We start from the raw sequence: 21,624 nt of genomic DNA, 5'->3' as shown, positions 1-21,624 counted from the left end.
AATACCCGGAGGGCGCCTAGGACAAGCCCCGATACCGGACCCGACGCCCGCGCATGCGGCGCGCGACCGTTTCAGACCTAGGAACGGTTCAGCCGAGCGTTTCGTTGACCGCGCGCTGCAGGCAACCGACGAATTCCGAGACGGCGGGCGTCGGCAGCAGGTCGCGGCGCGCGATGATCGACAGGTCGAAGCGCGGCATGCTTTCGTCGAGTTCGGCCGTGCGGATGCCGAGCGGCGCCACCATCGCGGCCAGCGGGCGCGTGAAACAGCCGATCACGTCGGAGCGCGCGACCAGCCCGAGCGTCACCGCGAACGACATCGGCGAGCGCAGCAGGCGCTTGGGCAGCGGCAGCCCGCGCGCGTCGAACATCGCGCTCATCACGCTGTGCGGGAACTGCTCGGCGCCGACCGTGACGATCCACTCGGCGTCGAGCAATTCCTCTAACCGGCGCGCGCGGGCGAGCGGGTGGCCTTCGCGCATCACGACGGTGAATTCGGTCGACAACAGCGGCACCTGCGTGAAATCGCGGTCGAGCGCAGGCACATGGTGCATCGCAGCGATGTCGAGCGTGCCGTTGCGCAGCTGCGCGAGCGCGTCGGGCACCGTCACTTCCTCGAGATGCAGGCTGACGTTCGGCATCGACCGGCGGAATGCGGTGACCGCGTGCGGCAGCGCGGTCAGCGCGATCGACGGCATCGTGCCGACCGCGACGCGCCCGGACATTTCCCCTTTCACCTGCTCGACGGCCTCGACGGTGCGGCGCATGTCGCCGAGCAATTGCTCGGCGCGCGGCAGCAGCGCATGGCCGCACGCGGTCAGCTCGACGCCGCGCACGCTGCGCACGAGCAGTTCCGCGTTCAGCGCCGTTTCGAGTTCGCGGATCGTATGCGTGATCGCCGGCTGCGTGACGCCGAGCTCGCGCGCGGCGGCGCGCAGGCTCTTGTGATGCGCGGCGGAGACGAACGCGTGGAGCTGCGCGGTGTTCAGGTGGTTGCGGATGCGGGTCATCGATCGGTCCGGTTGGCGCGAAAGGGGGCGGCGTCAGGTCGCGTTCCTGATGAACGTCACGCGCCGGCGCGCGCGCGGAACGCCTGCCGATAGCGCTGCGGCGACGTGCCGACGATGCGGGCGAACCGCTCGCGAAACGCGGTGACCGAACCGAACCCGGCTTCCGTCGCCACATGCTCGATCGACAGCTCCGTCATCTCCAGCAACTGCTGCGCGTGCCTGACGCGTGCGGTCTGCAGCCATTGCCGGGGCGACGTGCCCGTGTGCGCCTGAAAGCGCCGCGTCAGCGTGCGCACGCTCGTCGATGCGTGGCGGGCCATCGCGTCGAGCGTCAGCGGCTTGCGCAGGTTCGCCTGCAGCCAGTCCATCAGGCCCTGGAGCCCGTCGCTGCCGGCCGGCCATTCGGGCGCGATGAACTGCGCCTGCCCGCCTTCGCGCACGCGCGGCGCCACCGCGCAGCGCGCGGCATCGACGGCGGCCGCCGCGCCGTAGTCGGCCTGGATCATGTGCAGGCACAGATCGAGGCCGGCCGCGGCGCCTGCCGACGTCAGGATCTGCCCGTTGTCGACGAACAGCACGTTCGGGTCGACCTCGACGTTCGGGTAGCGGCGCGCGAGTTCGGCGGCCGCGAGCCAGTGCGTCGTCGCGCGCAGGCCGTCGAGCAGCCCGGCTTCCGCGAGCACGAACGCGCCGCTGCAGATCGACGCGATCCGGCAACCGCGCGCGGCGGCCGCGCGCAGTGCCGCAATCGCGCGGCGCGACGTGGGCGCGAGCGGCGCGGACGTGCCGGGGACGACGATCGTGTCGGCATCGGCCAGCGCGTCGAGACGAAACGGCGGGCGCAGTTCGAACAGATCGCCCGCGACGCGCGGATGCTCGCTGCACACGCGCACGCGGTATGCCTGCGCGACGTCGGGCGAGCGCACGCGCGCGAACGTGTCGCACGCCACGCCCAGATCGAACGGGACGACATCGGGCAAAGCGAGCACGGCGAGCGTATGCATGGCGTTCGCGGCCCGTGGCCAGAATCCGTTGAAAGATGTCATTCTAGCCAATGGCTCGAACCCGCGCCACGCGCGACAATCGCGGCGGACCAACCTGGAGGGCCTGTCGATGAAACAAGACGATCGCAACGCGTTGCGCAACCTGCAATACCTGTCGTCGCTGGAAGCGACCACGCTCGTCGTGCTGGTGTGCGTGGCCGTGCCGCTCAAGCATCTGGCCGGGTATCCGGTCGCGGTATCGGTCATGGGCCCGGTTCACGGCATCGCGTTCGCGATGTACGTGTGGGCGGTCGTCGGCACCGCGTCGAGCGGGCTGTGGAGCAAGGGTGAGGTCGCGCGGCTCGTGCTGTCGGCCGTCGTGCCGTTTGCGGGGCTGGCGAGCGCCGGCTGGATCGCGCGCAGGAGGCATGCGCAATGATCTACCTGGTGCTGAAGGCCGTGCATGTCGCCGCCGTCGTCACGTTCGTCGGCGGGCTGCTGATGCTGTCCGTCGGCGTTCGTATCGCCAACCTGGCCGTGCATCGTGCGGTGCGGCGCTGGGATCGTACGGTGACGGCGCCCGCACTCGCGCTCGTCTGGATCACGGGGATCGCGATCGCGCTGAACGGTCACTGGTTCGGCGCCGCGTGGCTGTCGGTGAAACTGGTCGTCGTCACCGCGCTGTCGGCGCTGCACGGGATTCTGGCCGGCACGCTGCGGCGCATGGAGCGCGACGATCTCTTCGTCGTGCCCGCGGCATGGCTCGGGCAGGCGGCGGGCGCGGTCGTGGCGGCCGCGGGGATCGTCGTCGGGCTGGTCGTGATCAAGCCGTTCTGACGCGGCGGGTCTACGCGAGCGCCATCTCGACCGCCGCCAGCGTGCGCCGCCGGATCCAGCCGCTTCCCAGTCGAATCGCGAGCCAGTAGGGCAGGAACAACAGGCGCGTGCGCGCGCTCGGACAATGCACGAAGGTTTCGGTGCGCAGCAGGCGCGTGCCGGAGCGCAGTCCGATCACCTCGAAGCGCAGCACCAGCTTGGCGTCGTGCGGATCGTCGTGTCGCACGAAGGCAGCGGCGTCGGCGATCGTTCGCACGTCGGGCGTCGGGTGCCAGAAGCGCCCGACGAGGCCGAGCGACAGCGACGTATCGTCGCGGTGCAGCAGGGTGAACGTATCGAAGCCAAAGCGCTCGCGCGCGGCTTGGGGCGCACGATTGCGCAGCGCGCGGGCGACGGCCGCCGGCGTTTCGCGCACGGCCAGCAGCGCGTCGATGACCGGATCGGCCCGCATGTCGAGCGTGGCCACGGCGTCGATGATGCGCGACGGCGGCGCGTCGATCGGCCGCGATTCATGAATCTCGACGAAGCCGAACGACGGGATGAACGGCGGCTTGTGCGCCGCGGTCCGCGTGTCTGATTCGGAGACGATGCCGAACGGATTCATGAAGGTTCCGGAGGACAAAGCGCGATCGTAGCACCGCGTGCGGATTCGTGAACGGACACGACGCATGCCGCTCCGTGCCGGCCGAGCGAGGCGCCGGAGCTCCGTGGCGCATCCGCAAAAAAAGCCCGGAAACTTGCGTTTCCAGGCTGGGAGACCATCAACGACGATGGTGGGAGGAGACGGTGTCGTCCCGCTGTGCGCCGCCCTTTTCGCAGGCGACGTCGCGCATGAGCCGCGCTCAGATCGCCCAGCCGCCGAGATAGAAGGTGACGAGCACGGCCGCGATGAGTACGGTGCCGACGTTGAGCTTGCGGAATTCGCCGCTGGCGATGCGGCCGATCACGAGCGTCGAGAAGCCGAGCATGATGCCCGTCACGATGTTCGCGGTCAGCACGATGAACACCGCGCACACGAGGCCCGACATCGCGTCGACCATGTCGTCCATGTGCAGCTTGCTCACGCTGCCGAGCATCAGCAGGCCGACGTACATCAGCGCGGGTGCGGTCGCGTACGACGGCACGAGGCCCGCGAGCGGCGAGAAGAACATCACGACCAGGAACAGCAGGCCGACCACCGCGGCCGCGAGGCCCGTCTTCGCGCCGGCGGCCACGCCGACGCTCGACTCGATGTAGGCCGCGGCCGGCGCACCGCCGAGGAAGCCCGAGAAGATCGAGCTGATCGAATCGGCGGTCAGCGCGCGGCCGCCGTTGATGATGCGGCCGTTCTCGTCGAGCTGGCCCGCCTGGCCGGCGACCGCGCGGATCGTGCCGGTCGCGTCGAACACGGCGGTCATCACGAGCGCCAGCACGCTCGGCAGCACGGCCATCGACAGCGCGCCCTTGATGTCCATCGCGCCGATCAGCGATGCGTGGCCCGGCGCGCTCAGCGACGGCAGCGCGAAGATGCCGCGGTATTTCACGGCCGGGTCGAACACGAGGCCGATCAGCGAGATCGCGACCACGACGAGCAGGATGCCGCCCGGCACGCGGCGCTTCTCGAGCCCGAAGATCGCGGCGAGGCCGACGACCGACATGATGACCGGGAACGCGGTGATCTGGCCGAGCGAGACCGGCAGGCCGGCGCCCGGGTTCTTGATCACGAGGCCGACGTCGTTCGACGCGATCAGCAGCAGGAACAGGCCGATGCCGATCCCGGTGCCGTGCGCGACGCCCGCGGGCAGGTTGCGCAGGATCCACGAACGCACGCCGGTGACCGAGATGCCCGTGAACACGAGGCCCATCAGGAACACGGCGCCGAGCGCGACGGTGGGCGGCAGGCCCTTGCCGAGCACGAGACCGAACGCGGTGAACGCCGTCAGCGAAATCGCGCAGCCGATCGCGATCGGCAGCTTCGCCCACAGGCCCATCAGCAGCGAACCGAACGCGGTGGTGAGACAGACCGCGACGAATACCGCGCTGGTGTCGAAGCCGGCCTTGCCGAACATCCCGGGCACGACGAACACGGAATAGACCATCGCGAGGAAGGTGGTCACGCCCGCGACGATTTCGCGACGCTGCGTGCTGCCGCGCGACGAAATGTCGAAGTACCGGTCGATGGCTCCCTTGGTGCCGAAGTCGGGTTGTTCCGCACCGACGCCGACCGTCGACTGCACCGGGGTATCACTCATGAGCTTGCTCCTTTATCAGCATGCTGAAACGGCCTGTAGCGGACCGTCGTCAGGGTGTCTCGTATCTGGTTGAAATTGTCGGCAACGTCGTGGGGACGCATGACGCATGACGCATGACGCGTGAGCCGTGTCGTCGTACGCGCTTCGAAGCGGGCGCGAGTGTGTCGCGTCGTACGACGCGTGGTGGGGTCGCCCCCGTCACGTGCGCTTTGCCGTAGCGAAGGTTAGGCGAACGGCCCATCACGTCCCATTGGGGGAAGAGCATGCAGCGCATGTCGCAGCGCTTATATCGGCGTGCAACGGGGCTTCGTCGTCGCGGAACGCGTGTATACGCCTAGTTCGAATCCGTTAAGGCGATTATTTGAATGCGCGGGCGGCGGGACGGGCGGGGCCGGGTGATGCATCGAGGCTTACGAGTGTCTTTCATCGAGGCTGCGCCGGTACGTGAAAACGGCCGCGAGTGACGCGCCGCGCCGCCGCGCGCAATCTGCGTCCGGATGAGACCGGGGCCGGACAGGTGCTGCGCTCGCGCCCGTCGCCGCATCAATTCACATCAAACGCGCGCGAGATATGCGAGGTACGAGCAGAACATGTCGGCCATCGCGGTCGCGTACGCATGGATTTCATCCGGCGTGCGTTCGGTTTCCGAAAACGCCTTGCCGCCCGACGTGAGCGTGGTCGTGATCAGCTCGCACGCGAGCGCACGCGCGGCGTCCGGCACATCGGGGAGTGCCTCCCGCATGAACGCGCTGAAGATCCGGTTGCCGGCCGCCTTTGCCTCCTGCGCCTCGGGCGCGTCGCGATAGAGCGGTGCGGCGTCGTCGAGCGCGATGCGCATCCGCGCCTCGTCGCATTCCGAGCGGATGAACGCATGGACGGCCGTGCGCAGCCGCTCAGGCGGCGTCTTTTGCGGATCTTCCAGCATCCGTCGCAGCATCTCGGACGTCTGCCGCCATTCGTCGTGCTGGAGCCGGAACAGCACGGCCGCCTTGTTCGGGAAGTACTGGTACAGCGAGCCGACGCTCACGCCGGCGCGCTCGGCCACGCGCGCCATCGTGAAGCGCTGCGCGCCTTCGGTCGCCAAAACCTGAATAGCGGCCTGCAGCACGTCGTCGACGAGACGGGTCGAGCGGGCCTGCTTGGGCTGTTTGCGCGAGGCGATCGGGGCGTTGCGGCGGTCGGTCATGACGGATCTGCCAATGCGAATAGTAAAACCTGAATGATTCGTCATATTCTAGTCGGGCGTACTGACGCACTCAACCTGACTTCGGAGATTCGCATGACCACCCTGATTCACGACCCGTTGGCGTCGCTGCTCGCGCGCCTGTTCGACGAAGCCGAAGCCTCGTCGCCCGCATCGAATCCGGATTTCGCCAACGTGTCGCACGACGAGCAAATGCGGCTGATGCGCAGCAAGACCGATTACGCCGACTTCTATGCACGGCTGAAGGACTATCCGCTCGCGGTGTCGCGCGAGACGGGCACGCTGCTGTATATGCTCGCGCGCAGCTGCGGCGCACGGTCGATCGTCGAGTTCGGCACGTCGTTCGGCATCTCGACGCTGCACCTCGCGGCCGCGCTGCGCGACAACGGCGGCGGCCGGGTGATCACGAGCGAGTTCGAAGCGTCGAAGGTCGCGCGGGCGCGCGCCAATCTGGCGGCGGCCGGGCTGGACGATCTGGTGGAGATTCGGGAAGGCGATGCGTTGCGCACGCTGGCCAACGATCTGCCGGATACGGTCGACCTGCTGCTGCTCGACGGCGCGAAGGCGTTGTATCCGGAGATACTCGAACGGGTCGAGCCGCGGCTGCGGGCCGGCGCGTTCGTCGTCGCGGACAATGCCGAATACAGCCCCGACTATCTCGCCTACGTGCGTGCGCCGCAGAACGGCTATCTGTCGGTGCCGTTCGGCGGCGATGTCGAACTGTCGATGCGGATTCGCTGAGGCTGAGTCATCGCGTGGCAGCCGCAGCGATAGCGTAAAAATGCAGGATAACTGATCAAGTTGCATGTGACGGCGGCGCCCTGATTCGGGCGGCCGCCGTCGTGTGTTACTTCAGGAACACGTAGCGCGCGAAATACGGAAAGCGGCCGACCGCGTGCTCGGTCGAACACGCGGGTTCCGGCGGCGTGCCGCCCGCGGTGTCGAGCCGCTGCACGAAGCGCACGCCTGCGAGCGTGCCGGTCGTGGCCTTCGTGCCCGTTGCGGCCGGCGTCGCGGCGAGCAGCAATTGAGGAACGCTGCCGGCGCGCGCGCTCGGCGCTTCCGCGAGCTTCTTGCCGGTAATGCGGTTGCCATCGAGCGCTTCCCATGACGGCCCCGCGCCGTGCCGCACGACGAGCGTGCCGCCGGCATCGAACAGCATCGCTTCCGGGCGCTGGAATGCCCACGCGAGCCGGTGGTCGGCATCGTATTCGCATGCGTAGATCTGCACGCCGGTCGCGGTCGTCGACAGCACGGGTGTCGCGGGGCCGGGCGGCGCGAGGCCGGCTGCATCGTCGGCGTAGGCCGGCGCGGCGCAGGCCGCGAATGAAAGACCGGCCGCGAAGGCCAGCAACATGTCGCGTGTCGGGGAGGGGCTTGGCATGGCGGCGCGTCCTTTCAGGTCGGGTGACGATCGTGCGGAGTCGAACCCGTAAACGCTAGACGCCGATTGCGCAGGCTGCAATTCGGAAATGGCAATCGCGACGATAGCCGCCGCGATTGCAGGCGCGCGAACGCCACGGCTGAGCGCCGCAGCGGCCGCTTCAGACCGCTTGAGACCGCTTGAGACCGCTTCAATCCGCGCCGGCCGGCGTCGGTGCGTGCTCGGCGATCAGGTGCTCGGCTTTCAGCGCCGCCCACAGTGCGGCCGGGATCGGCGCTGCCGCGAGACGCAGGTTCTCGTCGATGCGCTCCGGCCGGCTCGCGCCGGGGATCGCCGCTGCGACGGCTGGATGGGCGAGCGAGAACTGCAGCGCCACGGCACGTACGTCGACACCGAACCGTTCGCAGAGCCCGCGAATCCGCGCGACGCGCTCGAGCATCGCCTGCGTGGCCGGCTGGTACTCGAAATGCGTGCCGCCCGCCAGCACGCCCGAGTTGTACGGGCCGCCGACGATGATCCCGAGCCCGCGCGCGGCGCTTTCCGGCATCAGCCGTTCGAGCGCACCCGCGTGATCGAGCAGCGTATAGCGCCCGGCGAGCAGGAAGCCGTCCGGATCCGAACGCTCGAGTGCGAGTTCGCACGGCTCGACGCGGTTCACGCCGAGCCCCCAGCCCTTGATGACCTTCTCGTCGCGCAGCCGCGTGAGCGCCTTCGCCGCGCCCGACATCGCGACGTCGAACACGTCGCGCCATGCGTCGCCGTGAAAATCGACGGCCGGATCGTGAATCCACACGGTGTCGAGCCGGTCGGTGCGCAGCCGTGTGAGGCTGGCCTCGATCGAGCGCAGCGTGCCGTCCGCGGTGTAGTCGTAGACGATCCGGTTCGGCAGGCCGTGACGGAACAGCCCGCCTTTTTCGCCGAGATCGCGTTGCGACGCGTCCTCGTGTTCGTCGAGGACGAGCCGGCCGACCTTGGTGCCGAGCGAATATTCGTCGCGCGGCCGTCCGGCGAGCGCTTCACCGAGACGCAGCTCGGCGAGGCCGGCGCCATACAGCGGCGCGGCATCGAAGTAGCGGATGCCGCCACGCCACGCGGCATCGACGGTGGCCAGCGCTTCGTCGTGCGGGATGTCTCGGTACATGTTGCCCAGCGGCGCGGTGCCGAAACCCAGGCGGGAAGGGAGCGTGATTCTCATGAGCAGTCTCGGAGTCGTTGCGGCCGCCCGCTCAGGCCGCGGCCTGCGCGAGCGTCGGATAGTCGGTCAGACCTTTCGCACCGCCGCCGAACAGCGTGTTGCGATCGTGCGGCGCGAGCGCGGCGCCGGTGCGCAGGCGCTCGGGCAGGTCGGGGTTCGCGACGAACGGGCGGCCGAATGCGATCAGGTCGGCCCAGCCGGCGGCGATCGCTTCGCGGGCGCGTTCGGCCGTGTACGCGCCGGCGTAGATCAGCACGCCCGGGAACACGGCGCGCAGTTGGCGCTTGAATTCGACCGGCATCAGCGGCGCGTCGTCCCAGTCGGCTTCCGCGATGTGCAGGTAGCCGATGCCGAGTTCGCCGAGCAGCTTCGCGGCGGCGAGGTAGGTCGTTTCGGGATCGTCGTCGACGCAGCCGTTCAGCGTGGTCAGCGGGGCGAGGCGGACGCCGACGCGCGACGCGTCGCCGGTGCCTTCGATCAGTGCCTGCACGACTTCGCGCAGGAAGCGCAGCCGGTTTTCCAGCGAGCCGCCGTACGCGTCGGTGCGCGTGTTCGCGTTCGAGTCGATGAACTGGTTCACGAGATAGCCATTCGCGCCGTGCAGCTCGACGCCGTCGAAGCCGGCCTCGATCGCGTGGCGGGCGGCGGCGCGGTATTGATCGACGATCTCGCGGATCTCGTCGACGGACAGCGCGCGCGGCTCGGACGCCTGCACGAAGCCCGGCGTGCTGCCGTCCTCGCCGGCGATGAACACGTTCACGCCTTTCGCCTGGATCGGCGACGACGACACCGGTTGCGCGCCGCCGAGCAGGCTCGTGTGGCTGAGCCGGCCGACGTGCCACAGCTGCGCGAAGATGCGGCCGTGCGCGGCGTGCACGGCGTCCGTCACGCGGCGCCAGCCGGCGACCTGCGACGGCGTGTGGATGCCGGGCGTCCACGCGTAGCCCTTGCCGAGCGGCGCGATGTAGGTGCCTTCGCTGACGATCAGGCCGGCGCTCGCGCGCTGCGCGTAATACGCGGCCATCAGTTCGTTGGCTTCGTCGCCGGGCTGGCTGGCGCGCGAACGCGTCATCGGCGGCATCACGATACGGTTCGGCAGCGTCAGCGCGCCGAATCGCAGCGGTTGAAAAAGCGGGTCGTGGGTCATGGTGAGGTCCTGTCGGGTGCCGCGGCCGGCTGGCCGCGAACGAATCGATTACGGGTGTGGTGCGCTTAGTCCCACTTCGGCGCGAGGCCGGCCGGGTCGACTTCGCGGCCGTTGCGCTCGAGCGCGGCGATCTGCGCCATGTCTTCGTCGGTCAGGCGCAGCGTCTGCGCGAGCAGGTTGCTCGCGAGGTTCTCGCGCTTCGTCGACGACGGGATCACCGAGTAGCCGAGCTGCAGCGCCCACGCGAGCGCGACTTGCGCCGGCGTCGCGTCGTGACGTTGCGCGATCGCGCCGATCACCGGGTCGCCGAGCACCTTGCCGTAGGCGAGCGTCATGTACGACGTCACGTGGATGCCTTCGCCGTTCAGGAACTCGACCAGCTTGCGGTTCTGCAGGTACGGGCTCAGTTCGATCTGGTTCGTCGCGATCGCATCCTTGCCGACGGCCGCGATCGCTTCCTTCGTCAGTTCGATGTTGAAGTTCGAGATGCCGATCTGGCGCGTGAGGCCCTTCGCCTTAGCGTCGGCGAGCGCGGTCATGAACGCCTGGATCGACACGCCGTTGCCCGGCGCCGGCCAGTGGATCAGCGTCAGGTCGACGGTGTCGGTGCGCAGCTTGCGCAGGCTTTCCTCGAGGCTGGCCGCCAGTTTTTCCGGCGCGTAGTTGTCGACCCAGATCTTGGTCGTGAGGAACAGGTCTTCGCGGCGCACGCCCGATGCGGCGATCGCTTCGCCGACTTCGGCTTCGTTGCCGTAGATCTGCGCGGTGTCGATCGCGCGGTAGCCGACGTCGAGGCCATTGCGGACCGAGTCGATGACGACCTGGCCCTGCAGGCGGAAGGTGCCGAGGCCGAATGCGGGAACGTTGCTCATCGTGGGCTCCTGGGAAAGTGGAACGGGTTCGGTATGGAAGTCATTCTGGCGTTCGGGACTGATGAGATAAACGCCTTCAGAGGTCAAAAATATTTGATTCAAATTCAAGGATCGGGTGCCGGCCGTGGCGCGCGCGGCGGGCCGTGGCCGGCCTCATGCGACGCACGTGTGCGGGTTGCTAGCCGGATGGAACGCCGGCAGCACGTCCGCGGCAATCTCGGCCATCGTCTCGTCGAGCGGCCGGCGATTGCGGCGCAAATGCAGGCCGATGTGCTGCACGCCCGCGTCGCGCATCGCCGCGAGCTCTTCCGTCAGCGCGATGCGCCCGGCGCGCGCGCCGAAGCGGTGCCGCTGAAGCGGTTCGTGCGGATCTTCCGCGAGGTCGAGGTGGATGAAGCTCACGTACGGCTTGTCGCCGGCCACCGCGCGCCAGTTCGCGGCGCGCTGCAGGTGATCGTCCGGCGTGCCCGGATAGGCGAGGCAGCCGTCCATGTGTTCGCCGATCCATGCGGGCGTCTGCTGCGCGAGGCCCGCGACGAGCAGCGGCACCGGCGAACGCGCGGCCGGCAACACGTCCAGGCCCGGCGGCAGGTGCCCGCGCGCGCCGTCGCGCAGCAGCGCGATCTGGTCGCGGAAATTCGCGCCGCGTGACGCGAAGTCGCGGCCGAACAGCGGATATTCGACCGGCCGGTCGCCGCTCGCGACGCCGAGCAGCAGGCGTCCGTCGCTCAGCTCCTGGATCGTCGCGGCCGATTTCAACGTCAGCAGCGGTTCGCGCAGCGGCAGCACGACGGCTGCCGTGCCGAGCAGGATGTCGCGGGTGATGCCGGCGAGGTAGCCGAGATACGAGAAGGTCTCGAACACTTGCGCGGCATCGCCGAACGACGGGTCGTACACCGGCACGTCGCGCACCCAGAGCGCGCGGAAGCCGAGCGTGTCGGCCAGTCGCGCGAGCGTCGCATGAAGTGTCAGGTCGGGCACGCCGGGGCGGCGGCCGTCATGCTGGCGCTTCGCGGCGCCAGCCAGCGACCAGTCGTTGTCGAGCGGCAGTTCGATGCCAATGCTGAAGCCGCCGCGGGCGAGCTTGTCGAGTGAAGTGGACATGGTCGGGTTGCTCCGTTCAGCGCGCGCGCAGGCTGCCTTCGAGCCGGTAGAAATCGAGCGAAGCCGCGGTGAAGAATGCGTGCGACGTGCCGGCGGCGAAATCGTCGAGGTGCACGACGGTTGCGCGGTCGGCTTCCTGCCACGAGATCGCGTAGGTCTCGCCGGCGACGTGCCGCCACGTGTACGCGACTTCGCCCTTCGCGCCGGCGTACGCGCCTTCGGTGATCTCGTAGCGCATGTGGAGGCCGTCCTCGTCATACGCGTTCAGCGCTGTGAGGCCGTCGTAACGGACTTCGAAAGTCCTGCCGGCGAACGGCGGACGTTGGGTCGATGCGTTCATGCTGATGCGCTCCTGCGGGAAAGTGACGTTCAATGGGCGAGTTCGACGGGTTCGGCCGTGCGTTCGGGCAGGCCCTGGCCGCGGTCGAGGCGGCCGCTCAACGCGGTCAGCGCGAAGGCGCCGAGCGTGACGGCGGCGGCGATCCACGGCGTATGGCCGAGGCCGACGTTCGCGACGATCAGGCCGCCGAGCGACGAGCCGCCCGCGACGCCGAGGTTGAACGCGGCGATGTTGAAGCCCGACGCGACGTCGGTGGCGTCCGGCGCGAAGTGGCGCGCCTGCTTGACGACATACACCTGCAGGCCCGGCACGTTGCCGAATGCGACGGCGCCCCATGCGAGCATCGTCAGCACCGCCAGCCACTTCACGTGCACCGTGAAGGTCAGCGCGAGCAGCACGATCGCGAGCAACAGGAAGATCCGCTTGAGCGCCTTGACCGGGCCGATGGCGTCCGCGAGCTTGCCGCCCCACACGTTGCCGAACGCGACCGACACGCCATAGCCGACCAGCACGAGACTGACCTGCGACGGCGTGAAGCCGGCGATCTGTTCGAGCAGCGGCGCCATGTAGGTGAACGCGATCAGCGAGCCGCCGTAGCCGACCGCCGTCATCGCATAGACGAGCAGCAGGCGCGGCTGGGCGAGCACGCGGAACTGGCGGGCGAGCGGCGCCGGCGGCGTCCGCGGAAGGCCGCGCGGCACGAACGCGACCGCGCCGACGAACGCGACGAGGCCGAACAGCGCGACGACCAGGAACGTCGCGCGCCATCCGAAGTGCTGGCCGATGAAGGTGCCGAGCGGAATGCCGGCGACGAACGCGACGGTCATCCCGCTGAACATCGTCGCGATCGCGCTGGCGGCCTTGTCCTTCGGCACGAGCGTGGTGGCGATGATCGAGCCGACCGAGAAGAACACGCCGTGGGCGAGGCCGGTGAGCACGCGCGCGACGATCAGCGATTCGTAGCCGGGCGCCTGCCAGGCCACGAGGTTGCCGACGGTGAACAGCGCCATCAGCGCGGCGAGCAGCGTCTTGCGCGGCACGCGGCCGGTGAGCGCGGTAAGGAGCGGCGCGCCGATCGCGACGCTCAGCGCATAGAGGCTGACGAGCAGGCCGGCCGACGGCAGGCTGACGCCGAGGTCGGCGCCGATCGTCGGGATCAGCCCGACGATCACGAATTCGGTGGTGCCGATGGCAAATGCGCTGATGGTCAGCGCAAGTAGGGCGAGTGGCATGACGGTGGGCTCCAGGGTCTGGTGACAATGGAGCGCAGTGTGCCGTCTTTACTTTTGCGGAAAAATGGGTCTATAAACCAAATTGTTTTGATTTTGGATCAATAATCCAGCAATGAAGATCACACTCGACGAACTCCAGGCCTTTGCCGCCGTGGTCGACTCCGGTTCGATCACCGCTGCCGCGCAGCAGCTCGACCTCACGGTGTCGGCCACGAGCCGCACCCTCGCGCGGCTCGAGGAGAAGCTGAAGACCACGCTGCTGCGCCGGACCACGCGCCGGCTCGAATTGACCGAGGAAGGGCGTGCGTTCCTGCAGGATGCGCGCGCCATCATCGAATCGGTCGAGAACGCCGAGGAGCAGATGCTCGCGCGGCGCGAGATGCCGTCGGGGCGCTTGCGCGTCGATGCCGCGACGCCGTTCATGCTGCACGTGATCGTGCCGCTCGTGCACGGCTACCGCGAACGGTTCCCGAAGGTCGAACTGGAGCTGAACAGCAACGAGGGGATCATCGATCTGCTGGAGCGGCGCACCGACGTCGCGATCCGCATCGGCCGGCTCAAGGATTCGACGCTGCACAGCCGGCGCATCGGCAACAGCCGGCTGCGCATCCTCGCGAGCCCTGCATACATCGAAGCGCACGGCCAGCCGCGCAAGGTCGAGGATCTCGCCAGGCACACACTGCTCGGCTTCACGCAGCCCGAATCGCTGAACGTCTGGCCGATCCTCGGCGCGGACGGCGAGCCGTGCCGCATCGAGCCCGGCATCTGGTCGTCGAGCGGCGAGACGCTGCGGCAGCTCGCGCTGGAGGGCGCGGGCGTCGTGTGCCTGTCGGATTTCATGACCGCGCAGGATCGCGAGGCCGGGCGGCTCGTGCAGGTGCTCGCGCGGCAGACGCTCGACGTCGAACAGCCGATCAACGCGGTGTATTACCGGAACACCGCGATTTCGTCGCGGATCGCGTCGTTCGTCGATTACATGATCGAGGTGCTGGGCGGCAGCAGCGGCGGCAGCGGGGCGCCGGCGCGGCGCAAGGCTGCGTGGCTGGAGCCGCTGTAACGGCGGAGAGCTGGAAGGGTGGCGGGCGATGGGGGGCTGACTGCGGGCGCCCGATCGGGCGCCCGGAGTGATCCGGCATGCCGCACGGCGCTTGCGCCGCGGGCCTGCCGTCATGCCGTGGTCAGGCTTCCTCGGACCACGACATGTTGTCGCGCGCGAGCAGCGCCGACGAGGCCGCCGGCCCGAACGTGCCGGCCGTGTAGAGGCGCGGACGGTCGCCAAGCTGCTTCCAGCCGTTGAGGATCGGCTCGACCCACGACCACGCGGCCTCGAGCTCGTCGCGGCGCATGAAATGCGTGAGGCGCCCGCGGATCACGTCGATCAGCAGCCGCTCGTAGGCTTCCGCGCGCCGTTCCGGAATCGCCTGCTGCAGATCGAGGTTCAGGCTCACCGGCACCATCTTCATCCCGCTGCCCGGCTCCTTCGCAAGCATCTGCAGCTGGATCGATTCTTCCGGCTGCAGCTGGATCACGAGGCGGTTGCTGTAGTGGCGCGGGCCGGTCGGGATGATCGAGAACGGCATGTCCGCGAACTCGATCACGATTTCCGACTGGCGGCGCTGCAGCCGCTTGCCGGTGCGCAGGAAGAACGGCACGTTCGCCCAGCGCCAGTTGTTGATGTGCGCGCGCAGCGCGACGAAGGTTTCCGCGTGGCTGTCCGCCGGCACGTTGTCTTCTTCGAGATAGCCCTTGACCGGCTGGCCGTCGACCGCGCCGGCCGTGTACTGGCCGCGCACGGTATCGCGCGCGACATCCGACAGCGCCATCGGCCGCAGCGAGCGCAGCACCTTCAGCTTCTCGTCGCGCACCGCGTCCGGGTCGAGGGACACCGGCGGCTCCATCGCGACGATGCACAGCAGTTGCAGCAGGTGGTTCTGCACCATGTCGCGCAGCGCGCCGGTATGGTCGTAGAAGCCCGCGCGGCTGCCGACGCCGACCGTCTCCGCCACCGTGATCTGCACGCTGCGGATGCTCGGCGCCTGCCACAGCGGCCCGAAGATCGGGTTGCCGAAGCGCAGCACCATCAGGTTCTGCACGGTTTCCTTGCCGAGGTAATGGTCGATCCGGTAGATCTGCGATTCCGCGAAATGCCGGCCGACCGCATCGTTGATCGCCTGCGCCGACGCGAGATCGTGGCCGAGCGGCTTTTCGAGCACGACGCGCGAGCGCGCATCGACGAGGTGCGCGGCCGACAGGTTGTCGCAGATCGTCGTGAACAGCTCCGGCGACGTCGACAGGTAGAACACGTGGATCGCGTCGGGGCGCGCCGCTTCGGCGAGGCGCGCGTAGTCTTCCGGCGCGTTCACGTCGATCAGCACGTACTTGAACAGGTCGAGGAAACGGGCCCACGCGTCGGCGTCGAACGCCTTCTCGTCGATGAACGGGCGCGACTGCTCGTCCATGAACTTGCGGTAGCCGTCGATGCCCCAGTCGCGCCGGCCGACCGCGATGATGCGCGTCTGCGGCGGCAGGTTGCAGTGCAGGTGCGCCATATACAGCGCGGGCAACAGCTTGCGGGCGGCCAGGTCGCCGCCGCCGCCGAAGATGATCATGTCGACGGGCTGGTCGGCTTCGGTCTGGTTGGGCTGATTCGTCATGAGTGGATCGCGGTCTGAAACGGGTGAGCGTGGAACGAACATCGAAGTGCCGGCCGCCGGTGCGTTGGCGCGCCAGTACGTGGAAACGCTAATAGTGCACGCTTTTGACCGATTGCGGATGGGTTCCCCCGTATGTAACAGGGCTTGCAGTCCAGCCGTCGACGCGATTATGATTGAGCGCTCACTCATTTAAGGAATCGAACGTGGCCCGACCGCGCAGTCCCGACAAGCACGACGCCATCCTCGCCGCGGCTGCCCGCGCGCTCGCGGAGGACGGCGCGAGTGCGACCACCGCGCGCATCGCGCGGCTCGCCGGCGTCGCGGAAGGCACGGTGTTCACCTATTTCGAGACCAAGGATGCGCTGCTGAACGCGCTGTACCTGAGCCTGAAGGCCGACCTGCGCGACGCGATGATCACCGGGTTTCCGGAGAATGCGCCGGCCGAGCAGGCCATGCGGCATGTGTGGAACAGCTATGTGTCGTGGGGCGTCGCGGATCCGCACGGGCAGCGCGCGCTGCGACAGCTCGACGTGAGCGGCCGCATCGACGACGCGCATCGTGCTGCCGGCACCGAAGGCTTCGGCGCGATCACCGCGCTGCTGCGCGCGCAGAGTGCCGCCGCGGGCGGGCTCGACGCCGACAACGCGCATGCGTTCTGCACGGCGCTGTTCACGTCGATCGCGGAAACGGCGATGGAGTCGATCGCACGCGATCCGGCGCGCGCCGATGCGTACCGGGAAGCCGGGTTTCGCGCGCTGTGGGCCGTGTTGCACGCGGTGTGATAGCGGAAAGTTGTAGAGGGATGAGCGGCGGCGCGTTTGGTTCGGGCGTCGCCGCGACGATGGAAGGCGGTTTCAGGCAGGGCGATGCACGGTCAAAACGACCGGTTCAGCGCCCATATTAATGAGTGAGTAATCATTCATTTTTGACGGTTTCAACTTTACGGAGAAATGGAAATGTCGAAAGTCTGGCTGGTGACAGGGGCCGCACGCGGCCTGGGGCGTGCAATCTCGGAAGCGGTGCTGGCGGCGGGCGACCGGCTGGTAGCCGGCGCGCGCGATCCGGCGCGGCTCGCCGATCTGGAAGCGCGGTACGGCGACCGGCTGCTGCCGATCGAGCTCGACGTGACCGACGCGGCGGCGGCCGCGCATGCCGTGGCCGCCGCCCGCGACGCGTTCGGACGCATCGACGTGCTGGTGAACAACGCGGGCTACGGTCATACGGCGCCGTTCGAGCAGATGGGCGCCGACGACTTCCGCGACCAGATCGAAACGAACCTGTTCGGCGTGGTCAACCTGACGCGCGCGGTGCTGCCGACGATGCGGGCGCAACGCGCGGGGCACATCTTCCAGGTGTCGTCGGTCGGCGGGCGCACGGCGACGGCCGGCCTGTCCGCGTATCAGGCCGCGAAGTGGGCGGTTGGCGGGTTCAGCGACGTGCTGTCGAAGGAAGTCGCGCCGTTCGGCGTGCGCGTGTGCACGCTCGAGCCGGGCGGGATGCGCACCGAATGGGCCGCGCAGGCGAAGCGCCACGTCGACGGCCTGCTGCCCGACTATCAGCCGTCGGTCGGGAAGATTCTCGAACTGCTCGGTTCGTATGGCGGCCACGAGGTCGGCGATCCCGCACGGATCGCGGCGCTGATCGTCGAGCTGTCGCGTCGCGACGACGTGCCGATGCGGCTGCTGCTCGGCAGCGATGCGCTGTTCGTGTGCGAGCAGGCGGAAACGCAGCGCGCGGAGGAGGCGGCACGGTGGCGGGACGCGACGTTGTCGACGGTGTTCCCGGACGCGCCGCTGCCGGACGGGTTGGAGGCGTTGAAGGAGTGGACCGAGCGCTGATCCGCCCCTGCTCCTACTCCTGCTTGCCGTGAGCCGGCGCGTCGGAACCGGGACATCCAGTTCGGTGTCGCGCTGTTCCCCGCGTCCGGCTCGGCGGATCATGCTGCGCCGACCGCGCGCGGCCGGCACGCCCTCAGCGCCCGAGCGCGTAGAACTCCGCGTTGGGCCGCATGTTCGTCACGTTAGCGATGCGATTCGACATCCCGAAGAACGCCGAGATCGCCGCGATGTCCCAGACGTCCTCTTCGGTGAAGCCATGCGACTTCAGCGTGTCGAAGTCCGCTTCGCCCACCCGATGCGCGGTCTGCGACACCTTCATCGCGAAGTCGAGCATCGCCTTCTGCCGGACGGTGATGTCGGCCTTGCGGTAGTTGGTCGCGACCTGGTCGGCGATCAGCGGATCCTTCGCGCGAATGCGCAGGATCGCGCCGTGCGCGATCACGCAGTACTGGCACTGGTTCACGGCGCTGGTGGCCACGACGATCATTTCCCGTTCGGCCTTGGTGAGGTTGCCCGGCTTGTCCATCAGCGCGTCGTGGTACGCCATGAACGCGCGAAACTCGTCCGGGCGATGCGCGAGCGTGAGGAATACGTTCGGGATGAAGCCCGACTTTTCCTGGACGGCAGCGATCCGTGCGCGAATGTCGTCGGGCAGGTCGTCGAGCGCCGGCACCGGAAAGCGGCTGACGGGCGCATTGTGTGCAGCGGTCATGAGGTCCCCTGGATAAAGTGGCACGAGCGAACGCGACACGCGAGCCGCCGGCCGGACATGAAACGACGGGTTGCCGGCGTCATGCGTTGACGTCCACGACGATGCGGCCGCGTATCTTGCCGGTGATCAGTTCCTCGGCAAGCGGTATGGCGTTGCCCAGGCCGACCTGATGACCGATCGCGCCCAGCTTCTCGACATCGAGATCGGACGCGAGCCGGCGCCATGCCTCCAGCCGTTCGGCGCGCGGGCACATCACGCTGTCGATGCCGACGAGCGTCACGCCGCGCAGGATGAACGGTGCGACGGTGGCGGGAAAGTCCATGCCGGCGGCCAGGCCGCAGGCCGTCACCACGCCACGATAGCGCGTGGTCGCACACACGTTGGCGAGCACGTGACTGCCCGCGACATCGACCGCGCCGGCCCAGCGTTCCTTGCCGAGCGGCTTGCCCGGTGCGCCGAATTGCGAGCGGTCGAGAATCTCCGCCGCGCCGAGCTGCCGCAGGTAGTCGGCATCGGCCGGGCGGCCGGTCACGGCGACGACGCGATAGCCGAGCCGCGCGAGCAGGGCGATGGCGACGCTGCCGACGCCACCTGCCGCGCCGGTCACGACGATCTCGCCGTCGTCCGGGCGCACGCCATGCCGTTCCAGCGCCATCACGCACAGCATCGCGGTGTAGCCCGCCGTGCCGATGGCCATCGCCTGTTGCGGCGAAAACGCGGACGGCAGCGGCACCAGCCAGTCGCCGTCGACGCGTGCCTTCTGGGCCAGGCCGCCCCAGTGCGTTTCGCCGACGCCCCAGCCGTTGAGCACGACCCGATCGCCCGCGCGGTAATCAGGATGCGTGCTGTGCTCGACCTCGCCGACCAGATCGATGCCCGGCACCATCGGAAACTTGCGCACCACCGGGCTCTTGCCCGTGATCGCCAGCCCGTCCTTGTAGTTCAACGTCGAATAGCCAACCCGGATCGTCACGTTGCCCGCGGGCAACTGCGCGTCGTCCAGCGTCTGCAGCCGCGCGTGCTGGCCGGTGTCGTCCTTGTCGATCACGATGCCCTGGAACATGCGTCCTCCTTTTTAGACCGATCGTCTAGTTAATGGCAAAAAAATTCAGCGGCGAGGTAATCCATTGAAGAAAAACTGCGCGAACAGCGCAAGCGGCACGTCGCTGCGTTCGAGCTTCGCGCGCAGCACGGCGCCTTCCCAGCCGATCCAGAAGCACGCGGCCAGCTCGGCGGGGTCTGCCGACTCGGCGAGCTCGCCGGCTTGCTGGGCGGCGGTGAGGCACGCGGCCAGCCGGCGTTGCCAGTCCTCGAACGTCGCGCGCAGACGCGCACGGAAACTCTCCGGCAGTGCGCCCATTTCCTGGCCGAGGTTGCCGATCAGGCAGCCGCGGTTGTATGCATGGCGCGCCATGCCGTCGCGTGCATCGTCGACGAACGCGCGCACGCGTGCCAGCGGCGACGGCTCGGGCTGGCTGAAATGACGGTCCAGCTTGCGGGCGAAGAAGTCCGCGTAGCGATCGATCAGTTCGAGGCCGAACGCCTCCTTGCTGTCGAAGTAGTGATAGAACGAGCCCTTGGGCACGCCGGCGCGCCCGAGGATCTCGTCGAGCCCGGTAGCCGAAAAGCCCTTCTCGGTGAGCACTTCCAGCCCGGTGCGCAACAGCATGTCGCGCGTCGCGACGAGGTCTTCGTGCTGCTTCGGTGGCCTGCCGCGGCGGCGAGGCGGATCAGTTCGAACGTCCATGGGCGAATAATAGACCGTTCGTCTCAAAAATCAATAGCTCGGTCGACGACCTGGCCGATAACGTGTCGGATCGTCGACGGGATGTCACCAGGCCACGGGTTGGCAATGCGGCCACGGTCCCGGTAGCCGACCGCTTTCCCGAACGCGTGGCTGTCGGTGATCGTTGACCGGGAAGCGACCCGTCATCGGGAATGCGCTTCCCCGGCCTCGTCACGATCGTCACGCTGAAACATCGGATAACGAATCGATACGAGAATCTTCAAGCCTTCACGAAGGTCAGCAGATTTGCATTGAGCACATCGGCATTGACCGTCAGCATGCCGTGGCCGTAGCCCGGATAGGTCTTCAATGTGCCGTTCTCGAGCAGTTTGATGGCCTTCAGCGCAGCATTCTCATAGGGGACGATCTGGTCGTCTTCGCCATGTAGCACAAGCGTCGGCACGCTGATCGCCTTGAGATCGTCGGTCTGGTCCGTCTCGGAGAACGCCTTGATGCCCTCGTAATGCGCGTTGGCGCTGCCCATCATGGCCTGGCGCCACCAGTTCCGAATCACGCCTTGATCGATCTTCGCGCCGGTTCGATTGAATCCGTAAAACGGGCCGCTCGGCACATCGAGAAAGAACTGAGCGCGATTGGCCGCCGTGCCGGCCCGCAACCCGTCGAATACCTCGATCGGCACGCCGTCCGGGTTGGCCTCCGTCTTCAGCATCAGCGGTGTCACCGCGCTGACCAGTATCACTTTGGCGACACGCCCGGCCGGCTCGCCGTGCGTCGCGACATAGCGGGCGGCTTCGCCGCCGCCGGTGGAGTGACCGATATGCACTGCATCCCGAAGATCCAGCGCTTCGACAACGGCGAACGCATCGGCTGCGTAATGGTCCATGTCGTGACCTTCGGCGACTTGCGCGGAGCGCCCATGTCCGCGCCGGTCGTGGGCAATGACGCGATACCCGTTCGACAGGAAAAACAACATTTGGGCATCCCAGTCATCCGACGAGAGCGGCCAGCCGTGATGGAAGACGATCGGCTGCGCGTCTTTCGGGCCCCAGTCCTTGTAAAAAATCTGGACGCCGTCTTGCGTGGTAACGAATGACATGATGGTTTTCCTTTCGTACGGTTGCAGGGAAGTAACGGT

23 protein-coding genes are annotated in these 21,624 nt (G+C 68.0%); 6 read left to right on the top strand and 17 right to left on the bottom strand.

What is annotated here, in order from left to right:
* Window positions 1–88 precede the first annotated feature (88 nt).
* Together SB771_RS22670 and SB771_RS22665 are read right to left on the bottom strand one after the other, a co-directional pair.
* On the bottom strand, window positions 89–1,009 hold the full coding sequence (locus SB771_RS22670) for a LysR family transcriptional regulator (RefSeq protein WP_175660052.1): 921 nt from the start codon (window positions 1,007–1,009) through the stop codon (window positions 89–91).
* A gap of 56 nt (window positions 1,010–1,065) precedes the next feature.
* Window positions 1,066–2,013: a GlxA family transcriptional regulator gene (locus SB771_RS22665; protein WP_175660053.1), complete on the bottom strand. Its 948-nt coding sequence runs from the start codon at window positions 2,011–2,013 to the stop codon at window positions 1,066–1,068.
* A 109-nt stretch (window positions 2,014–2,122) separates the two neighbouring features.
* On the opposite strand from SB771_RS22665, the gene SB771_RS22660 reads away from it, so the two are divergent.
* A complete protein-coding gene (locus tag SB771_RS22660) occupies window positions 2,123–2,431 on the top strand; it encodes a DUF3817 domain-containing protein (RefSeq protein ID WP_175660054.1) in 309 nt (102 codons plus the stop codon).
* Window positions 2,428–2,829 carry a CopD family protein gene (locus SB771_RS22655; RefSeq protein ID WP_175660055.1) on the top strand — a complete coding sequence of 134 codons (402 nt, stop codon included), beginning with the start codon at window positions 2,428–2,430 and terminating at the stop codon, window positions 2,827–2,829. The genes SB771_RS22660 and SB771_RS22655 overlap by 4 nt, the downstream gene beginning before the upstream one ends.
* 10 nt (window positions 2,830–2,839) lie before the next feature.
* Here SB771_RS22655 and SB771_RS22650 read toward each other — a convergent pair whose 3' ends face one another.
* The 3 genes from SB771_RS22650 to SB771_RS22640 form a co-directional block, all read right to left on the bottom strand.
* A complete protein-coding gene (locus SB771_RS22650; RefSeq protein ID WP_175660056.1) occupies window positions 2,840–3,433 on the bottom strand; it encodes a hypothetical protein in 594 nt (197 codons plus the stop codon).
* Between the two features lie 238 nt (window positions 3,434–3,671).
* On the bottom strand, window positions 3,672–5,060 hold the full coding sequence (locus tag SB771_RS22645) for an NCS2 family permease (protein WP_175660057.1): 1,389 nt from the start codon (window positions 5,058–5,060) through the stop codon (window positions 3,672–3,674).
* Window positions 5,061–5,613: 553 nt separating this feature from the next.
* Window positions 5,614–6,246: a TetR family transcriptional regulator gene (locus SB771_RS22640; RefSeq protein ID WP_233410206.1), complete on the bottom strand. Its 633-nt coding sequence runs from the start codon at window positions 6,244–6,246 to the stop codon at window positions 5,614–5,616.
* A 93-nt stretch (window positions 6,247–6,339) separates the two neighbouring features.
* Here SB771_RS22640 and SB771_RS22635 point away from each other — a divergent pair, with 93 nt between their 5' ends.
* Window positions 6,340–7,005 (top strand): O-methyltransferase, encoded by a 666-nt coding sequence (locus SB771_RS22635; protein ID WP_175660059.1) that lies wholly within the window; start codon window positions 6,340–6,342, stop codon window positions 7,003–7,005.
* Between the two features lie 106 nt (window positions 7,006–7,111).
* Here the strand turns inward: SB771_RS22635 and SB771_RS22630 are convergent, their stop codons facing one another.
* The 7 genes from SB771_RS22630 to SB771_RS22600 all read right to left on the bottom strand — a co-directional run bounded on the left by SB771_RS22630 (window position 7,112) and on the right by SB771_RS22600 (window position 13,538).
* A complete protein-coding gene (locus SB771_RS22630) occupies window positions 7,112–7,648 on the bottom strand; it encodes a DUF3455 domain-containing protein (protein ID WP_175660060.1) in 537 nt (178 codons plus the stop codon).
* Between the two features lie 190 nt (window positions 7,649–7,838).
* Window positions 7,839–8,843: an aldo/keto reductase gene (locus SB771_RS22625; RefSeq protein WP_175660061.1), complete on the bottom strand. Its 1,005-nt coding sequence runs from the start codon at window positions 8,841–8,843 to the stop codon at window positions 7,839–7,841.
* A 31-nt stretch (window positions 8,844–8,874) separates the two neighbouring features.
* Window positions 8,875–9,990 carry an alkene reductase gene (locus tag SB771_RS22620; RefSeq protein WP_175660062.1) on the bottom strand — a complete coding sequence of 372 codons (1,116 nt, stop codon included), beginning with the start codon at window positions 9,988–9,990 and terminating at the stop codon, window positions 8,875–8,877.
* Between the two features lie 65 nt (window positions 9,991–10,055).
* A complete protein-coding gene (gene dkgB, locus SB771_RS22615) occupies window positions 10,056–10,862 on the bottom strand; it encodes a 2,5-didehydrogluconate reductase DkgB (RefSeq protein ID WP_105830535.1) in 807 nt (268 codons plus the stop codon).
* 153 nt (window positions 10,863–11,015) lie between these two features.
* The gene (locus SB771_RS22610) at window positions 11,016–11,966 is read right to left on the bottom strand and encodes an LLM class oxidoreductase (RefSeq protein ID WP_011659706.1); all 951 of its coding nucleotides are present in this window, start codon (window positions 11,964–11,966) and stop codon (window positions 11,016–11,018) included.
* A 16-nt stretch (window positions 11,967–11,982) separates the two neighbouring features.
* The gene (locus tag SB771_RS22605; RefSeq protein ID WP_175660063.1) at window positions 11,983–12,306 is read right to left on the bottom strand and encodes a MoaF-related domain-containing protein; all 324 of its coding nucleotides are present in this window, start codon (window positions 12,304–12,306) and stop codon (window positions 11,983–11,985) included.
* Between the two features lie 29 nt (window positions 12,307–12,335).
* On the bottom strand, window positions 12,336–13,538 hold the full coding sequence (locus SB771_RS22600) for an MFS transporter (RefSeq protein ID WP_175660064.1): 1,203 nt from the start codon (window positions 13,536–13,538) through the stop codon (window positions 12,336–12,338).
* Window positions 13,539–13,650: 112 nt separating this feature from the next.
* Here SB771_RS22600 and SB771_RS22595 point away from each other — a divergent pair, with 112 nt between their 5' ends.
* Window positions 13,651–14,595 carry a LysR family transcriptional regulator gene (locus tag SB771_RS22595; RefSeq protein WP_126226153.1) on the top strand — a complete coding sequence of 315 codons (945 nt, stop codon included), beginning with the start codon at window positions 13,651–13,653 and terminating at the stop codon, window positions 14,593–14,595.
* A gap of 121 nt (window positions 14,596–14,716) precedes the next feature.
* Here the strand turns inward: SB771_RS22595 and zwf are convergent, their stop codons facing one another.
* The gene (gene zwf, locus SB771_RS22590) at window positions 14,717–16,192 is read right to left on the bottom strand and encodes a glucose-6-phosphate dehydrogenase (RefSeq protein WP_011659703.1); all 1,476 of its coding nucleotides are present in this window, start codon (window positions 16,190–16,192) and stop codon (window positions 14,717–14,719) included.
* 203 nt (window positions 16,193–16,395) lie between these two features.
* On the opposite strand from zwf, the gene SB771_RS22585 reads away from it, so the two are divergent.
* Both SB771_RS22585 and SB771_RS22580 read left to right on the top strand, forming a co-directional pair.
* Window positions 16,396–16,974: a TetR/AcrR family transcriptional regulator gene (locus SB771_RS22585; RefSeq protein ID WP_175660065.1), complete on the top strand. Its 579-nt coding sequence runs from the start codon at window positions 16,396–16,398 to the stop codon at window positions 16,972–16,974.
* Window positions 16,975–17,148: 174 nt separating this feature from the next.
* Complete coding sequence (locus SB771_RS22580) at window positions 17,149–18,030, top strand: SDR family NAD(P)-dependent oxidoreductase (RefSeq protein WP_175660066.1); 882 nt, start codon at window positions 17,149–17,151, stop codon at window positions 18,028–18,030.
* A 133-nt stretch (window positions 18,031–18,163) separates the two neighbouring features.
* Here the strand turns inward: SB771_RS22580 and SB771_RS22575 are convergent, their stop codons facing one another.
* The 4 genes from SB771_RS22575 to SB771_RS22560 form a co-directional block, all read right to left on the bottom strand.
* Complete coding sequence (locus SB771_RS22575) at window positions 18,164–18,742, bottom strand: peroxidase-related enzyme (protein WP_175660067.1); 579 nt, start codon at window positions 18,740–18,742, stop codon at window positions 18,164–18,166.
* A gap of 79 nt (window positions 18,743–18,821) precedes the next feature.
* Complete coding sequence (locus SB771_RS22570) at window positions 18,822–19,805, bottom strand: MDR family oxidoreductase (RefSeq protein WP_175660068.1); 984 nt, start codon at window positions 19,803–19,805, stop codon at window positions 18,822–18,824.
* 45 nt (window positions 19,806–19,850) lie between these two features.
* Entirely contained in the window at window positions 19,851–20,489 is a 639-nt protein-coding gene (locus SB771_RS22565) for a TetR/AcrR family transcriptional regulator (protein ID WP_175660069.1), read from the bottom strand.
* 259 nt (window positions 20,490–20,748) lie between these two features.
* Entirely contained in the window at window positions 20,749–21,585 is an 837-nt protein-coding gene (locus tag SB771_RS22560; RefSeq protein WP_175660070.1) for an alpha/beta fold hydrolase, read from the bottom strand.
* Window positions 21,586–21,624: the final 39 nt, after the last annotated feature.

This window comes from Burkholderia sp. SIMBA_051 (assembly GCF_046534915.1).
In the GTDB taxonomy this organism is placed as follows: domain Bacteria; phylum Pseudomonadota; class Gammaproteobacteria; order Burkholderiales; family Burkholderiaceae; genus Burkholderia; species Burkholderia ambifaria.
Note: the sequence above shows the minus strand (reverse complement) of the source record. Positions and strands in the feature narration are given on the sequence as shown.

Bases quoted from the DNA above. Each gene is read 5' to 3' on its own strand.
- SB771_RS22670 (WP_175660052.1), bottom strand. From the start codon at position 1,009: ATGACCCGCATCCGCAACCACCTGAACACCGCGCAGCTCCACGCGTTC.
- SB771_RS22665 (WP_175660053.1), bottom strand. From the start codon at position 2,013: ATGCATACGCTCGCCGTGCTCGCTTTGCCCGATGTCGTCCCGTTCGAT.
- SB771_RS22660 (WP_175660054.1), top strand. From the start codon at position 2,123: ATGAAACAAGACGATCGCAACGCGTTGCGCAACCTGCAATACCTGTCG.
- SB771_RS22655 (WP_175660055.1), top strand. From the start codon at position 2,428: ATGATCTACCTGGTGCTGAAGGCCGTGCATGTCGCCGCCGTCGTCACG.
- SB771_RS22650 (WP_175660056.1), bottom strand. From the start codon at position 3,433: ATGAATCCGTTCGGCATCGTCTCCGAATCAGACACGCGGACCGCGGCG.
- SB771_RS22645 (WP_175660057.1), bottom strand. From the start codon at position 5,060: ATGAGTGATACCCCGGTGCAGTCGACGGTCGGCGTCGGTGCGGAACAA.
- SB771_RS22640 (WP_233410206.1), bottom strand. From the start codon at position 6,246: ATGACCGACCGCCGCAACGCCCCGATCGCCTCGCGCAAACAGCCCAAG.
- SB771_RS22635 (WP_175660059.1), top strand. From the start codon at position 6,340: ATGACCACCCTGATTCACGACCCGTTGGCGTCGCTGCTCGCGCGCCTG.
- SB771_RS22630 (WP_175660060.1), bottom strand. From the start codon at position 7,648: ATGCCAAGCCCCTCCCCGACACGCGACATGTTGCTGGCCTTCGCGGCC.
- SB771_RS22625 (WP_175660061.1), bottom strand. From the start codon at position 8,843: ATGAGAATCACGCTCCCTTCCCGCCTGGGTTTCGGCACCGCGCCGCTG.
- SB771_RS22620 (WP_175660062.1), bottom strand. From the start codon at position 9,990: ATGACCCACGACCCGCTTTTTCAACCGCTGCGATTCGGCGCGCTGACG.
- dkgB (WP_105830535.1), bottom strand. From the start codon at position 10,862: ATGAGCAACGTTCCCGCATTCGGCCTCGGCACCTTCCGCCTGCAGGGC.
- SB771_RS22610 (WP_011659706.1), bottom strand. From the start codon at position 11,966: ATGTCCACTTCACTCGACAAGCTCGCCCGCGGCGGCTTCAGCATTGGC.
- SB771_RS22605 (WP_175660063.1), bottom strand. From the start codon at position 12,306: ATGAACGCATCGACCCAACGTCCGCCGTTCGCCGGCAGGACTTTCGAA.
- SB771_RS22600 (WP_175660064.1), bottom strand. From the start codon at position 13,538: ATGCCACTCGCCCTACTTGCGCTGACCATCAGCGCATTTGCCATCGGC.
- SB771_RS22595 (WP_126226153.1), top strand. From the start codon at position 13,651: ATGAAGATCACACTCGACGAACTCCAGGCCTTTGCCGCCGTGGTCGAC.
- zwf (WP_011659703.1), bottom strand. From the start codon at position 16,192: ATGACGAATCAGCCCAACCAGACCGAAGCCGACCAGCCCGTCGACATG.
- SB771_RS22580 (WP_175660066.1), top strand. From the start codon at position 17,149: ATGTCGAAAGTCTGGCTGGTGACAGGGGCCGCACGCGGCCTGGGGCGT.
- SB771_RS22575 (WP_175660067.1), bottom strand. From the start codon at position 18,742: ATGACCGCTGCACACAATGCGCCCGTCAGCCGCTTTCCGGTGCCGGCG.
- SB771_RS22570 (WP_175660068.1), bottom strand. From the start codon at position 19,805: ATGTTCCAGGGCATCGTGATCGACAAGGACGACACCGGCCAGCACGCG.
- SB771_RS22565 (WP_175660069.1), bottom strand. From the start codon at position 20,489: ATGGACGTTCGAACTGATCCGCCTCGCCGCCGCGGCAGGCCACCGAAG.
- SB771_RS22560 (WP_175660070.1), bottom strand. From the start codon at position 21,585: ATGTCATTCGTTACCACGCAAGACGGCGTCCAGATTTTTTACAAGGAC.